The sequence below is a fragment of the Holophagales bacterium genome, assembly GCA_016719485.1.
In the GTDB taxonomy this organism is placed as follows: Bacteria; Acidobacteriota; Thermoanaerobaculia; order UBA5066; family UBA5066; genus UBA5066.
This window is the reverse complement of record JADJZB010000004.1, coordinates 402,674-417,035: the sequence shown is the minus strand read 5'-3', so window position 1 is coordinate 417,035 and position 14,362 is coordinate 402,674. Positions and strand designations below refer to the sequence as shown.

At 72.2% G+C, this 14,362-nt stretch carries 11 protein-coding genes; 5 read left to right on the top strand and 6 right to left on the bottom strand.

Annotation, left to right across the window (positions count from 1 at the left end; translation table 11 throughout):
* The first annotated feature begins 62 nt into the window (after nucleotides 1–62).
* From IPN03_04720 to IPN03_04710, 3 genes are all read left to right on the top strand, one after another.
* Nucleotides 63–845, top strand: coding sequence for a metallophosphoesterase family protein (locus IPN03_04720; protein MBK9373032.1), 783 nt, complete (start codon nucleotides 63–65; stop codon nucleotides 843–845).
* Nucleotides 842–2,101: a 3-phosphoshikimate 1-carboxyvinyltransferase gene (gene aroA, locus IPN03_04715; GenBank protein MBK9373031.1), complete on the top strand. Its 1,260-nt coding sequence runs from the start codon at nucleotides 842–844 to the stop codon at nucleotides 2,099–2,101. The genes IPN03_04720 and aroA overlap by 4 nt, the downstream gene beginning before the upstream one ends.
* Before the next feature lie 139 nt (nucleotides 2,102–2,240).
* Nucleotides 2,241–4,172 (top strand): hypothetical protein, encoded by a 1,932-nt coding sequence (locus IPN03_04710; GenBank protein ID MBK9373030.1) that lies wholly within the window; start codon nucleotides 2,241–2,243, stop codon nucleotides 4,170–4,172.
* 224 nt (nucleotides 4,173–4,396) lie between these two features.
* Here IPN03_04710 and IPN03_04705 read toward each other — a convergent pair whose 3' ends face one another.
* Nucleotides 4,397–5,005: a hypothetical protein gene (locus IPN03_04705; GenBank protein MBK9373029.1), complete on the bottom strand. Its 609-nt coding sequence runs from the start codon at nucleotides 5,003–5,005 to the stop codon at nucleotides 4,397–4,399.
* A 166-nt stretch (nucleotides 5,006–5,171) separates the two neighbouring features.
* Here IPN03_04705 and IPN03_04700 point away from each other — a divergent pair, with 166 nt between their 5' ends.
* Nucleotides 5,172–6,089: a sigma 54-interacting transcriptional regulator gene (locus IPN03_04700; protein ID MBK9373028.1), complete on the top strand. Its 918-nt coding sequence runs from the start codon at nucleotides 5,172–5,174 to the stop codon at nucleotides 6,087–6,089.
* Between the two features lie 14 nt (nucleotides 6,090–6,103).
* Entirely contained in the window at nucleotides 6,104–8,254 is a 2,151-nt protein-coding gene (locus IPN03_04695) for a tetratricopeptide repeat protein (GenBank protein MBK9373027.1), read from the top strand.
* A 106-nt stretch (nucleotides 8,255–8,360) separates the two neighbouring features.
* On the opposite strand, the gene IPN03_04690 is transcribed toward IPN03_04695, so the two are convergent.
* The 5 genes from IPN03_04690 to IPN03_04670 form a co-directional block, all read right to left on the bottom strand.
* Nucleotides 8,361–8,942: a DUF2062 domain-containing protein gene (locus tag IPN03_04690; GenBank protein MBK9373026.1), complete on the bottom strand. Its 582-nt coding sequence runs from the start codon at nucleotides 8,940–8,942 to the stop codon at nucleotides 8,361–8,363.
* An 876-nt stretch (nucleotides 8,943–9,818) separates the two neighbouring features.
* Complete coding sequence (gene lon, locus IPN03_04685; GenBank protein MBK9373025.1) at nucleotides 9,819–12,380, bottom strand: endopeptidase La; 2,562 nt, start codon at nucleotides 12,378–12,380, stop codon at nucleotides 9,819–9,821.
* Nucleotides 12,381–12,385: 5 nt separating this feature from the next.
* Nucleotides 12,386–12,799 (bottom strand): Hsp20/alpha crystallin family protein, encoded by a 414-nt coding sequence (locus tag IPN03_04680; GenBank protein ID MBK9373024.1) that lies wholly within the window; start codon nucleotides 12,797–12,799, stop codon nucleotides 12,386–12,388.
* Nucleotides 12,796–13,275 (bottom strand): transcriptional repressor NrdR, encoded by a 480-nt coding sequence (nrdR, locus tag IPN03_04675; protein MBK9373023.1) that lies wholly within the window; start codon nucleotides 13,273–13,275, stop codon nucleotides 12,796–12,798. The genes IPN03_04680 and nrdR overlap by 4 nt, the downstream gene beginning before the upstream one ends.
* Entirely contained in the window at nucleotides 13,272–14,327 is a 1,056-nt protein-coding gene (locus IPN03_04670) for a flippase-like domain-containing protein (protein ID MBK9373022.1), read from the bottom strand. The genes nrdR and IPN03_04670 overlap by 4 nt, the downstream gene beginning before the upstream one ends.
* Nucleotides 14,328–14,362: the final 35 nt, after the last annotated feature.

Sequence of the window (14,362 nt, the reverse complement as noted above, 5' to 3'; positions counted from 1 at the left end):
AGGCGTGAGGGCCGTCATCGGGTGCGCGGAGGGGAGTGCCTCCGGCCGATAGAATCCCACCCGTGATCCCTTATCCGGAGCCGCGCCAGGTCGGGAACGGGGGCGTCGCTGTCTTCGCCGACGCCCACCTCGGTCAGGCGGAAGGGGACGGGGAAGACTTCCTCGCGGCGCTCGACGAGGTCGTGGCCCGGGGTTTCCGGACGATCGTCCTCCTCGGGGACATCTTTCACTACTTCATCGGGAGCGAGAAGCTGGAGACCCCCCTCATCCGGCGGGTCCTCGTGGGCTGGGACGAGCTGGCCCGGCAGGGCCTGGAGCTTCGGTACATCGAAGGCAACCGCGACTTCTTCCTTCGAGGAACGCGCTGGGCGAGGGCCTTTGCCTCGTACGGTGACACGGACGGGCTCCAGGTCGGCGGACGGAGGTACGCCTTCGTCCACGGAGACCGGATCAACACGCGCGACCTTCCGTACCGGTTCTGGCGGCGCGTCTCCAAGAACCCCGGCTCCCGCGCAGCGCTCGGCCTGATCCCGGGGCCGCTCGCCCGCCGGATCGTCCAGAAGACCGAGGCCCGCCTCTACCGGACGAACTTCCGGCACAAGCGGGTGCTGCCTGAGGCGGAACTCCGGCGGGAGGGAGCCAGAGCCCGGGCAGCGGGCTTCGACGAGCTTCTCGTGGGGCACTTCCACGTAGAGAAGCTCTACGAGGGAGACGGCGTGGTCACCCGGATACTCCCCGCCTGGCTCGAGGAGCGGCGACACGCCGAGATCGGCCCCGACGGGGTCTTCCGGCTCGTCGAGGAGGAGAGCGCCTCGCGGGCAGTCCGCCGCCCGGTGCCGGCGTGAGGCTTCCTCGCGGGCGCCTTGGCGGGACCCTCCGCATTCCGGGTTCGAAGAGCGTCACGAACCGGGCCCTCGTGGCGGCCGCGCTCGCCACGGGGCCGAGCGAGATCGTCGGGCCGCTCGACGCGGACGACACCCGCGTCCTGTCGGGCCTGCTCGTCCGGCTGGGGGCGACGATCGTGGCAGGACGGAACTCCTGGGAGGTCGTCGGACCGCTCTCGGGATCCGGCCGGGAGGAAGTGGTCTTCGACGTCGGTCCTGCCGGGACCCCCGGCCGTTTCCTCCTCGCGATTCTGCCGGCCCTCCCGGGCCGCTTCGTACTGGATGGCAGTCCGAGGATGAGGCTGAGGCCGATGGGCCCCCTCGTCGAGGCCCTGCGCGCCCGCGGCGCCCGGATCGAGGCGCTCGGGGCGGAGGGGTTCCTGCCCCTTCGGATCGAAGGTGGGACGCTGACGGGCGGCGAGGTCTCGATCCGCGCCGACGTGTCGTCCCAGTTCGTCTCGGCGCTGCTCCTCGCGTCGCCGCTCGTAGCAGGGGGCCTCTCGGTTCGGACCGAGGGCCGCGCCGCTTCGGGGGCCTACGTCGATCTGACCCGCCGCGTGCTCGAGGCGTTCGCGCCCGATGGCGCGTACCGTCCGGCCCGGTTCGTCGTGCCCGGGGACGACTCGGCGGCCTGCTTTCCGATCGCCGGCGCCCTCCTCTCCGGTGGCCTCGTCCGGCTCGAGGGCCTCGAGCCGGACTCGCTCCAGCCCGACGCGGTCTTCCGCCGATGGGCGGCAGAGGCCGGAGGCGATCTCCGGTGGGAAGGGAGCGGCGAAAGAGCCGTGCTCGTCGTGAAAGGCAGGGGCGCCGGCGCCGTCGAAGCCGTCGCTGCGGACGTCGACTCCGCGCCCGACGCGGCGCTGCCGCTCGCCGCTCTCCAGGCCTTCTCACGCGGGACTTCCCGGCTTCGCGGCGTGTCGAGGCTCCGAGCCAAGGAGTCCGACCGCCTGCATTCAGCCCTCGACCTTCTCGAGCGCTCGGGGGCCACGGCTCGCACCGAGGGCCCCGAGGGCGACCCGGCCCTGCTCATCGACGGCCCCTCGGGCCTGCCCCGCCGTGCCGACTTCGCCGCTTCGGACGACCACCGCGTGGCGATGGCGGCGGCGGTCCTCGCGCTCACGCTTCCGGGAGGGTGCACGCTCGACACGCCCGAGGTCGTCACCAAGTCGTACCCGCGCTTCTGGGATGACTGGGCAGACCTTCTCGCTCCCCGGTGAGAGGAACCCGGCACGACGCACGGTGGCGATCCCACGGCGTGCGAAGATTCCGTCGACCTTCGGAGAGTGAGTGGGAGAAAGAGGGCGGGCAGCGCGGAGGACCGGGCAGCGGTCGGCGTGGGTGATTCCCGGGCCCGACGTGTTCGCCGGCGCGGCGGAAGTCGGGCGACTCCTGCACGTCTCGCTACCCGCCTTCTCGTGGGGCCGCCGGGAGGGCGGGTCGTGGGTGCTCGGACCGGCGCCCCCTCCCCGGCAACTCCCGGCAGATCTTTCGGACGCCGGGCACGCCGGCTTCCTCGTCCGGCTCGCGGGTCTCCTGTCCTTTCTCGGCGTCCACGGTCTCGGCCTCTCCACGGAGGGAGTGAAGGAGCTCGGGACGCGCCCCGGGAGCAGCGACGTCCCCTGGCTCGCCTCTCCGCCCGTCCCTTCCTGGAGAGCGGTTCCGGCGCCGATCGTGCTCGGGGTGACCGCGCTCCGGCTCGCAGGGCGGGAGGTGGCCAGTGGGCGCGTCGGGGAGGCGCGGAGGAGTCTCGAGGAATCGCTCGCCGACGGCCTTCCGGCAAGGTCGGCCGAGGTGGTGGCGGCCGTCCTGCGTTCGACCGACGGCGCGCGCCCGTCCGATGCCCTGCTTCTCGACCTGGCCCGCACGGGCGACACAGGCGAGAGGGTCGCGCTGGACCTGCTGGGTCTCGCCGTCCCGCGCGAGCTCGCCCCCGCGTCCGGGGCGCGGCTCGTCGCCGCTGGCGGCGCCGCCGACTGGCTGGCGAGGGGCGCGGCCCGCCGTGCTCCGGGTGAAACGGCGTTCGCCGAAGCGGGACCGCCGGTTTCCGTGGAAGACGGGACCCCGCTTTCGGAGCTGGCCGAAGGGCTCGGGCCCGATCCACGTGCGGGAGCCCTTCGCGCCCTGGCGCGCGGGGAATCGCCGGCTCCGGAGGTGGGCCCACCCCTCGTGCTCGTCGCGCGGGACCTCGATCGTTGGGACCCGCGTTCACTCCGGGCGTGGGAAGAGCTGCCGCATACCCTGGCCGGCGTCTCCAGGATCGAGACCCGCGCCGAGGCTCCGCCGCCCTGGCAGAGCCTGCCGATCATCGTTCCCCGCCTCGGACGCGAGGAGATCTCGGGGCTCGTCCACCTCCCGTTCGCCTCGGCACCCGCTTTCTCGCGCTTCTGGGAGGAACTGGCCGCGGAGGCGGCGGGCGATCCGGCACGCCTTCTCGGCGCCGCGAGGCAGAGAGCCCGCGCGTTTCTCGCGGCCTCCCCGCGGAGCAATGGTGCGAGACGGCCTGCCGCTCCCGTCGACATCGTCCTTCGTGCGGCGGCGCTTCTCGGAGACGGCTTTTCTCTCGCCGAGGCGGCCGCCGCCAGTGGCGCTTCGCCCGACAGGGCCGCCGACGTCCTGGAGGAAGAGTGCGACGCCGGTACGCTGCAGCGTTCGGCGCGCGGGGCGTATCACTTCACGCGCGACGAGCGGAGGCGGCGGCTCGAATCGGATCTGACGAGGGCGGAGCGGATCTCGTGCCTGGCGCGACTCGAGGCCTCCGGCACGGGGCACCTCCGGCTCCTTCTCGCGCGACTGGCAGCCCGGGGCGCGGCCACCGACATCGAAGAGGCCCGCGTCCGACTCGCCGACGCTGTCGGTTCGGGCCGTGCGGAGGAAGCGACCGCCCTTCTCGCCCGGGCCCCCGGAGCGGCTCCCGACCTCGGGGAGCCGTTTCTCGCCGCGCACGTCCACGCGGCCGCGGGCAGGATGGACGACGCGCGACGGGCAGCCGCCCGCATCGACGCGCGCAAGGCGCTGGATGAGCCGCTCGCCCGTCGCCAGGAAGCGGCACGGCTCCTGGCCCGTCTCGGAGACGGAGACAAGGCGCTCGCGCTCCTGCCGGAGAACGGGGAGGGCGAAGAGCTCCTGGCTCGGGCCGAGATCCTGCTGCTTCTGCGCCGGGAACCGGAGGCTGCGGGGTCCTCGGTTCCTTCGGCCCGGGCGAGGGCCCGCGGGCGGCCCGCTTCCACCTCCTGCGCGCAGAGCTTCACGAGCGGAGGCAGGAACTGGGTGCGGCCGAAGTGGAGCTGAAGGCCGTGGCCGCCGTTCTCGCGGGTTCCGGCGGGGGTCCGGCGCCGGTCGACGCGGGCTTCACCGCGGGGTACCTCGCGCTCGGCCTCGGTCGTCCGCGCGAGGCGAGGGCCTTCTTCCGGGCCGCGCGCGACGGGGCCCGCACGCCCTCCAGAAAGGCGGACGCTCTCTTCGACCTCTCCGTGGCCGCCGCCGAGGACGGAGAGCTGGCGGAGGCCGAGACGTCACTCGAGGAGGCCCTCGTCCTTTTCTCCTCTCTCGGCGAGAGAGATCGCTACCTCACCTCCCTCGGACAGAGGGCCTCCCTGGCCGTCCGGAGAAGCGACGCGCAGGGCGCGCAGCGCGACCTGAAGACCGTCCTCGCGCACGACCGGGTGCCGGGACGGTCCTTCCAGCTCCTCTTTTCGATTCCCACCCGGCAGCGCCTCGCACTCGCCGACGGCGACGATGCGGACGGGGCCGAGGCCTTCGCGGAGGCCGTCTCGCGGCTCGAGGAATGTGCCGGGCATCCCGCGTTCCGGGAGATCCTCGTTCTCGAAGGGGCCCGGCTCCTCGCGAGTGGCTCGGCCGTCGAGGCGCTCGTTCGCCTCGAGGAGGCCGAGCCCTGGCCGGACGCCCGCAGCGGCGTCGAGCCGCTTCGCGCCCGGCTCGTGGCGTCGGCCCGGCGCGACCTGCACCGGACCGTTCCGGATGCGCCGGCGCTCGACGCGCCGGAACGGACGCTCCTCGAGGCCGAGGACCGCCTCGAGAAGGGCCTCATGCCACAACCCGGGGCACGCCAGGCGCTCGCCGGGCTTCCTCGACCGGCCGGGCGGTCCGCTCGAGGTCGCCACGCGCCTCCTCGAGTGGCGCGGCCGGTTTCCCGGCTTCTTCGCGCGTCAGGATTCCGCTCCTCTCAGGCATCTCGGCCTGCGCGCCGCGCGGCGTGCCGGGCTGGAGGGTGCCGTCGCGCGATTCCAGGAGCCGTCCGCGTCCGCCCGAACCGAAGCGGCCGTCACCGTGCCGGCGCCGACCTCCCTCGTGGCCGAGGACGTCGCGACGCGCGAGGTCTTCGACACGGTGAGGCGCGTGGCGTCCCACCGGATCTCCGTCCTCGTCCTCGGCGAGAGCGGCACCGGCAAGGAGCTCGTGGCGCGGGAGGTCCACCGCGCATCGGGAAGGACCGGCCCGTTCGTCGCAGTGAACGTCGCGGCTCTTCCCGATACCCTCGCCGAAGCGGAGCTGTTCGGTGCGGCGCGGGGAGCCTTCACCGGCGCCGACCGGGACCGCCAGGGGGTGTTCGAGGCCTCGTCCGGCGGAACGCTGTTCCTGGACGAGATCGGTGACCTCTCGCCCCAGGTCCAGGCCAAGCTCCTGCGTGTCCTGCAGGAGTGCGAGGTCCGGCGCCTGGGCGAAACGCGGACGCGGGCGGTCGACCTGCACCTCGTCGCCGCCACCCATCGCGACCTCGCCCGGCTCGTCGGGGAAGGCCGCTTCCGGGGCGACCTCCTCTACCGGATCGCCGGAATCACGGTCACCCTCTCGCCGCTGCGGGAAAGGCCGAGGGACCTGCGTGTCCTTCTCGACCGGGCGCTCGCCGGAACTTCGGTCGCGCCCGAGGCCAGGGCGGCGCTTCTCTCATGGAGCTGGCCCGGGAACGTCCGCGAGCTCATCTCGGCGGTCGAGCTGGCGAAGGCCATGGCCGGACCGGGATGCCGCGTGGAACGTCAACACCTTCCCGAGCCGCTGCGCGTCCCGGCGGCAGCACCGGCGGAGGGGAGAGGCCGGTACAGAGCGGCGGTGGACGAGGCGAAGAGGAGGGTGATCCTCGAGACGCTCGCGGAGGCAGCGGGGAACCGGACACGGGCAGCCGCCCTTCTGGGCCTCTCCCGCCAATCGCTCCTCTACGAGATGAAGCGTCTTTCGATCAACGACTAGACTCCAGCGCCCCGATGCGTCTCCTTCCGCTCCTGTCCCCGCGTGCCGGCGCCACCGCCCTCCCCCTTCACGGGGCGGCGCGCGGCGCGGCGAGCACCCCGACGGGACGGCTCGGACGTCGCGCGGCGGTCGCGCTCGCCCTCCTCGCGTTCCTGCCCTTCCTGAACGGCCTTCGGGCCGATTTCACGTTCGACGACAAGGCCATCGTGCGCGACAACCCGCGCATCTCGTCTCCCGGCCGCGCGGGGGAGATCTTCACGTCGCACTACTTCGGCGGGCCGCTGTCCACCGCGAAGAACTTCCGGCCGGTGGTCCTTCTCACCTATGCCGTCCAGCGGTGGACGACGGGGAAGGACCCGCTGCCGTTCCACGTCGTGAACGTCGTGCTGCACGTCGCGACGACGCTCCTGTTCGCCGCGTGGGTCCTCGCGCTCGGCATGCCCCGTGCGCCCTCGCTGGCGGCGGCGGCTCTCTTCGCCGTCGTGCCGATCCACGTCGAGGCGGTGACGGGAATCGTCGGACGGGCCGAGCTGCTGGTGGCGTCGCTCACCTTCCTCGCGGCGCTCCTTTTCCGGCGCGCGACCGACGGGTCGCGCCTCCTCCCATGGCCGTACGCGGGGGCGCTCGTCGCGTTCCTCCTCGCCGTCTTCACGAAGGAGAACGCCGTCGTCCTTCCCGGCGTCGTCGTCCTCGGAGAGCTCCTGCGGCGCGACGCGGGCGAGCCGCTCGTCGCGCGGGTCAGGAGGAAGGCCCTGGCGACGTGCGGCCTTCTGGTTCCCCTGGCGGCGTTCGCGGCCGTCCGGCTCTTCGCGATGGGAGGGCTCGTCTCGAAGAAGGAGGCCTTCTTCGAGCTCGACAACCCGCTCGCGCCATTGCCGCACCTCATCCGGGCGGCGAACGGCCTCTGGATCCTCCTGCGGTACGTCGCGAAGACGTTCGTCCCTCTCGGGCTCTCGGGGGACCACTCGGCCCACGCCCTCGACCTCGTCGCGTCCCTTTCCGACCCGCGCGCGGGCGCCGGTCTCGCCTTCGTACTCGGCCTCGCGGCTTTGGGCCTGGCGACGCTTCGCCGGCAGCCTCTCGTGTCCCTCGGAATCGCGTTCTTCCTCGGGACGATCCTCCCGACGTCGAACGTCTTCTTTCCCATCGGGACGATCTTTGCCGATCGACTCGCCTACCTTCCGTCCGCGGGCCTTCTCGCGGCGGCGGCGGGGCTCGCCGCGGCGTTCCCGTCGATCTCGGACGGTTTCCGCGCAGCGGTGCTCGGAGTGGTGCTCGTGACCTACGCGGGTGCCACGGTCGAGAGGAACGAGGTCTTTCGAAACGACGAACGGCTCTTCGAAGAGATGGTCGAGAAGGTCCCCCGCTCGGCGCGCGCCCACTACAACGTCGCATACCTGGCGTGGGGCCGGGGCGAGACGGTCTCCGCTCGCGCGAGCCTCGAGAAAGCGGCCGGGCTCTTCCCGCGCTACTACGACGCCTTCGCGCTTCTCGGTCGCGTGGCCCGCAAGGAGGGCCGGTGGGACGACGCCCGCGCCGCGTACGAGAGGACGCTCGCGATCAAGCCGGACTACGAGATCGGGTGGCAGGGACTCGCGAAGGCCGAAGAGGAGTCGGGGCGGCTCGAGGAGGCGGAGCGGGCCTGCGTCGATGGGCTTCGGCGCCAGCCGGAATCCGGGCCGCTCCTCTTTCAGCGCGCGGCACTGCTCCACGTTCGCGGCCGGTTCGAAGACGCCCTCGCGGCCTGGCGGCAGGCTCTGGGGGCCGACGACGGGAACGTCCGCGCGCGCCTCGGCCTGGCACGGACCCTGTCAGCCCTCGGGCGAGAGAGGGCGGCGCTGTCCGAGGTGCGCCGCGTGCTTGCGGCCGCCCCCGGCTGGCTCGAGGCCCGATTCTTCCTCGCGGAGCGCTACGAAGCCCGGGGAAACGTCGTCGCCGCCGCCGCCGAGCTCGGCCGCGCCACGCGCGCGGCCCCCCGCAACCCGGACCCCGCGGGGCGGCTCCTCGAGCTCGCCGTCCGAGCACCCCTGGCGCGAGGCAACGCGTTCACGGCGCTGTCCGGGATAGAGCGGTCGTTCGGCCGTCCCGCCAGGAACCTCGCTCTGAGGAAGCGGATCGAGGCGTTTCGAGCAATGGAAGCGCCGTCCTCCGTCGGGGGCCCCTGAAGCGGCCGCTCGCCGGGGATGCGCCCTCGTGATCGGGCCACCCGGTCGGTCGACGGGGCAAAGGGAACACCGCGAAGCGATTCGCGTCCGGCGCCTGCCGGCGACGTCAGTCCGCGAAGTCGGGAGGGATCAGCGCTACGCGGGCGCGTCGGCTCCGCAGGATCCTCACGAGGGCGAGGTACGTCAGCGCCCCGAAGAAAATCGACAGGGTGAACATGCCGATCGCCCACTGGAGCCCGATCGTCCTCATCGCGGGCGCGGCCTGCGCCCACGAGGCGGGCCGCAGCAGGTCGCCCCACGGCATGATCGTGACGGCCTCCTGCCGCGCGCGGACGACGAGGCGGCCGAGCGGCAGGGCGACCGCGCTGACCGGACCCAGGGTCAGCGGATTGACGACGAGCGTTCCGAGGAAGACGTCGAGCTTGTTGAGCTTCAGGAGGATCGCGACGAGGACGGCGATGATCCAGTGGAAGCCCAGGAGCGGCGTGAAGGCGATGGCGACCCCGATCGCGAAGGACGCGGCGACGCGTTCCGGCTCGTCGTGCCGGCCGAGCATCTCGAGGAACTGTGACTTGAATCGCCCGAACCAGCCGGTCCCGGACGGCAGGGGCGCGGCCGGATGTCTCGTTTCCCCCGGCTCGCGGGCCGGATCGTCGCGACCGTGCGGGTCAGGGCCCCGAAACGTCACCCGGCGTTCCTGGCGAAGTGGTCGAAGCCCCGGTCCGGCAGCGGGGAAGGGCGGCCGGCCGCCACGAGGAGGACTCTCGACGTGGCGTCCAGGCGGCCGATCCGTCGCACCGCGAAGCGGGCCGCGACCCTCGCCATCGCACCGACCCGCCGGGGCGGGACCGCGAAGAGGAGGCCGTAGTCCTCGCCCCCGTACAGTGCCAGCTCGAGAGGGTCGGACGGCAGTCCGGGCAGCGTCGCGAGGCCGGAGTCGACCGGAAGCACTTCCCGTTCGACGGAGGCCCCGGTCCCCGACGCCCTGCAGAGGCGGTGGAGGTCCCGGGCGAGGCCGTCGGAGAGGTCGATGGCCGCCGAAGCGATCTCTCCTTCCGCGAGCATCCGGCCGAGGTCGACCATCGGGCGAGGGTCGAGGAGGTGCCGGAGGAGGCGCGCGATCTCGTCGCGCCGCGCCGGCGACACCCGGCGCCCGCGCGGAGCGGTCACCTTTCCTTCGCGATCGCGGCGATACCCGCGCAGGACGAGCGAGAGGCCCGCGGCGGCGGCGCCCAGCGTGCCGGAGACCCAGAGCTCGTCGCCCGGGTTGCCGCCGGCCCGGCGCAACGGCCCCGATGGGGGGACGCGCCCGAGCGCGGTGACCGAGACGAAACGCTCGAGGGATGCCGAGAGGTCTCCGCCGACGATGGCGACGGCCTGCTCGCGGGCGGCCGCCCGGAACCCGTCGAGGAATCCGTCGAGCCAGGCCACCGGGGTCTGGCGCGGGAGACCGAGCGTCAGGAGCGCGTGGAGCGGAGCCGCTCCCATCGCGGCCAGGTCGGACAGGTTGACGTTCAGCGCCTTGCGTCCGACCAGATACGGGTCCGTGCCGGAGGTGAAGTCCTCACCCTCGACGAGAGCGTCCGTGCAGACGGCGAGGGATGCGGGCGCCGCGAGAACGGCGGCGTCGTCGCCGACGCCCACCTTCACGTCCCGGCGGCGCGTCGCGAAGAGGCTCTCGAAGCGGCGGAGGAGGTCGTTCTCGGACGGGAGCGTTCTCATGCCGGTTTCCTCCGCGGAGGGTTCTCCGGGCGGGTGCGGAGGCCCGCACCTTCCGGGGCTTCACGAGTGCCGCCTCGAGAACCTGTTCGGCGCGATCGACGAAGACGAACCGCAGGTCGCGGCGAAGGTCTTCCGGGATGTCGGCGAGGTCCCGTTCGTTGCGGGAGGGGAGGACGATCGTCGAGATGCCGGCCCGGCGGGCGGCGAGCGCCTTTTCCTTGAGGCCGCCGATCGGGAGCACCTCTCCCCGCAGCGTGATCTCTCCCGTCATCGCGACGTCGCGCCGCACCGGCATCCCGGTGAACGCGGAGACCATCGCCGTGAGCATCGTGACGCCGGCGGACGGGCCGTCTTTCGGGATCGCGCCTTCCGGGACGTGGACGTGCACGTCGTGGGTTTCGAAGAAGCCCGAAGAGAGGCCCAGCTCCTTCGCCCGCGACCGCAGCAGCGTCAGCGCCGCCTGGGCCGACTCCTTCATGACGTCGCCGAGCTGGCCCGTGAGCTGCAGCCGTCCCTTTCCCTTCAGGGCGCGGGCCTCGACGATCAGGACGTCGCCGCCGACCGCGGTCCAGGCGAGGCCGGTCGCCGCGCCGACCTCGTTGCGGGAGAGGGCCTCGTCGCTGCGGAACTTCGGGACGCCCAGAAGCGCGCGCACGAGGGCCGGCGTCATCTTCACCGCCCGGGCGTCGCCCGACGCGATCCTCACGGCCACCTTCCGGCAGCAGCTCCCGATCTCCCTCTCGAGGTTCCGGAGGCCCGCCTCCCGGGTGTATTCCTCGATCACGGTCCGGAGGGCGTCCTCGGGAAACGCGAGCCCCTTCGCCGTGAGGCCGTTCTCCTTGAGCTGCTTCGGGACCAGGTGCCGCCTGGCGATCGCGAGCTTCTCCTCGAGCGTGTACCCCGAGAGCCGGATGACCTCCATCCGGTCGAGGAACGCCGGCTGGATCGTGTCGAGAACGTTCGCCGTTGTTATGAAGAGGACCTTCGAGAGGTCGTAAGGGACGCCGAGGTAATGGTCGCGGAAGGTGCGGTTCTGCTCGGGGTCGAGGACCTCGAGGAGGGCCGACGACGGGTCACCGCGGAAGTCGGCGCCGATCTTGTCGACCTCGTCGAGGATGAAGACGGGGTTCGAGGTGGCGGCCTGGTTGATCCCCTGGACGATCCGGCCTGGGAGCGCTCCGACGTACGTCCGCCGGTGTCCGCGGATCTCGGCTTCGTCGCGGACGCCGCCGAGCGACATCTGGATGAACTTCCGGTCCAGGGAGCGTGCGATCGACTTCCCGAGGGACGTCTTTCCAACGCCGGGAGGACCCACGAAGCAGAGGATCGGTCCCTTGCTCTCGGGCGCGAGCTTGCGCACGGCGAGGAACTCGAGGATCCGCTCCTTGGGCTTCTCGAGGCCGAAGTGGTCCTCGTCGAGGATGGCCCGCGCGCGGGCGAGCTCGAGGTTGTCCTGCGAGGAGACGCCCCAGGGAAGGCCGGTGATCCAGTCCAGGAACGTCCGGATCATCGCCGTCTCGGCCGAGTCGGGGTTGCTGCGCTCGAGACGCTTGAGCTGCTTGTCGACCTCTTCCTGCGCCTCGGCCGGGAGCGACTTGCCTTCGAGCTTCTTGCGGTACTGCTCGACCTCCTCGGCCACGTCGTCGGTGACCCCGAGCTCCTGCTGGATCGCCTTCAGCTGCTGCCTGAGGAAGTACTCGCGCTGGCTCTTGTCGATCTCGCCACGCGCCATCCCCGAGATCTCCTGCTGGACGGTCAGGACGCGGATCTCGCGCCGCAGGATCTCGAGGACCGCCTTCAGCCTCTCGACGCCAGGGAGGGTCTCGAGGATCTTCTGCGCCTCGTCGAGCTTCAGGTCGAGGTTCGAGGCGGCGAGGTCGGCGAGGCGGGCGGGGTCGTCGAGGCCCGCGGCGACGAGCATGACCTCGGGCGAGATCGTCTTGCCCAGGCCCACGGCCTTCTCGAGGCCCTCCTTCACGGCGCGCAGGAGCGCCTCGACCTCTTCCGATGCGGAGTGAGCGGCTTCGGGCTCGGGGATCCTCACCGCCTTGGCCCGGAGCGACGGGCTCTCCTGGACGTATCCGTCGACCCGGACCCGCGAGAGTCCCTGAACGAGGAGGCGGATCCGGCCGTCGGGGAGCTTGAGCATCCGCATCACGGCGGCCGCCGTCCCCGTCTCGTAGAGGTCGGCCGGGCCGGGGTCCTCGACGGAGGGGTCCTTCTGGGCGAGGAGGAGGAGGATCCGCTGTTCGGCGAGGGCCGCGTCGACGGCGGCGATCGACTTCTCCCGCGAGACGGACAGGGGGACGATGACGTAGGGAAAGAGGACGACGTCCTTCAGCGGGAGGACCGGGAGAAGGTCCGGGATCTGGACGGCGTCGGCGTTCGCGGTTTCCTCCGGCATCCCGTTCACTTCTTCTCGACGCTCCGGGCCGGGCGGATCGGGATCGTCCGATGCCGCGACGCCGGGCGGCGGGGGATCTCGAGCGTCAGGAGGCCGTCTGCGTACGAGGCAGCGGCCCCGTCGGGATCGAGCTCGTCCGGCAGCTCCACGAGGCGCTCGAAGGGGCCGGCGGCGCGCTCCACGCAGAGGAACGTGCCGTGCGTGCGCTCGGTCGGTCGCCGCTCGCCGCGAACGGCGACGACGCGCCCCGCGACGTCGACGCGGACGCTGGCGGGGTCGGTCCCCGGGATCTCGAAGACGAGGCGCCAGCCGTGAGCGTGCTCGACGACGTCGACGGGGGGAAGGTGGGGAGGAGGAGCCCCGGGGTCACCCGCTCCGGAGCTGAAAGCCCACCGGACCTGGGGGCGTCCTTTCGTCATCGGCTCCTCCGTGAAGCGTCGCGCGCGTCCGAGAGCAGGGTCTCGACCTCCTCCACGAAGTCGCCCGCGTCCTCGAAGCGCCTGTAGACGGAGGCGAACCTCACGAAGGCGACCTGGTCCACCTCCCTGAGGCGGTCCATGAGGTGGGCCCCGATCTCCCCGGTCTTCAGCTCGCGCGGCTCGCGGGTCGGGAAGAGGCCTTCCACCTCGTCGCAGAGCGCCTCGAGACGGGACGGCTCCACCGGTCGCTTCTCGCAGGCCCTGCGGAGGCCCCTGAGGATCTTCGCGCGGTCGAACTCCTCGCGCCGTCCGTCGCTCTTCACGACGACGAGCGGCGCCTCCTCGACCCGTTCGTAGGACGTGAAGCGCCTCTGGCAGGCGAGGCACTCGCGGCGCCTGCGAATGACCTCACCCTCCCGGCTCTCGCGGGAATCGACCACCTTGTCGGCGACGCCGTCGCAGAAGGGGCACTTCACGTGGAGAGACTACTCCCGCCCGTGCCGGTCCCGGCAGGCCCGGCGGCGAGCCGCCGGAACGTCAGACCGCTGGCGGCGAGGAACGCGACGCCCGCGATCGTGACCGGAACGAAGGCGATGGCGTGCGTCACGAGCGCCGTGGCGGCCGCGGGCGCGGCCGCCACGGCGTAGAAGCCCGCCAGGGAGTAGGCGACGGCCGCGTGGTAGCCGCCGACACCTCCGGGGGTCGGGACGGCGAGGCCGAGGACGGCCCACGTCAGGACGAAGAAGAACACCGGGAATGGCAGCACCACTTCGAACGCTCGCGCCACCGCGTAGAACTGGAGGACGTTCAGGAGCCACATCACGAGCGTGGAGGAGCTCATGACGGCCACGTCGCTGCCCGTGCGGATCGACGCGAGTCCACCCAGGAACGAGCGCAGGAGCGCGACGACCCGGGTCGCGATCCGGGCCGGGAGCCGACGCTCGAGCGGACCGAGGAACCCGTCGGCCAGGTGCGGCCTGGCCGCGAGGAGGCCGAGACCGGCGAAGACGACGAGGGTTGCCGTGCCGAGGAGAAACGCGGAGCGGCGCAGGAGCTCGAGCCGACCGTGGGCTTCGGCCGGAAGGTCGGCCGGCTCCCAGCCGCCGATGGCATAGACGACGAACAGGAAGACGACCGCGACGAGATCGATGAGACGCTCCACGGCGATCGAGGCGAGCGCGGGCGCAAAGGGAAGGCCGGTCCGCCGGGAGAGGACCGCCGGCCGGACGATCTCTCCGGCCCTGGCCGGAAGGAGGACGGACGCCGCGAATCCGATGCACGTGGCCGAGAGGGCCTCGCGCTGGGGGACGTGCTGGACGTGGTGGAGAAGCCGCGTCCACCGCCACGAACGGAAGGGGAAGTTGAACAAGGTGATCGCCAGGGCGAGGGCCAGCCAGCCCGGGTGGGCGGCCGACAGAGTCTTCGCCAGCTCCGCGAGATCGAGGTTGCGGAAGAAGAGCCAGAGCAGAAGAGCCGCCAGCCCCAGGGAGACGGCGATCCGGAGCGCGTTCGCGGCGGTCTTCGACACGGGCGAATGGTAATGCACGGGTTTCCCGGGGTCCC

Bases quoted from the DNA above. Each gene is read 5' to 3' on its own strand.
- IPN03_04695 (MBK9373027.1), top strand. From the start codon at position 6,104: ATGCGTCTCCTTCCGCTCCTGTCCCCGCGTGCCGGCGCCACCGCCCTC.
- lon (MBK9373025.1), bottom strand. From the start codon at position 12,380: ATGCCGGAGGAAACCGCGAACGCCGACGCCGTCCAGATCCCGGACCTT.
- IPN03_04680 (MBK9373024.1), bottom strand. From the start codon at position 12,799: ATGACGAAAGGACGCCCCCAGGTCCGGTGGGCTTTCAGCTCCGGAGCG.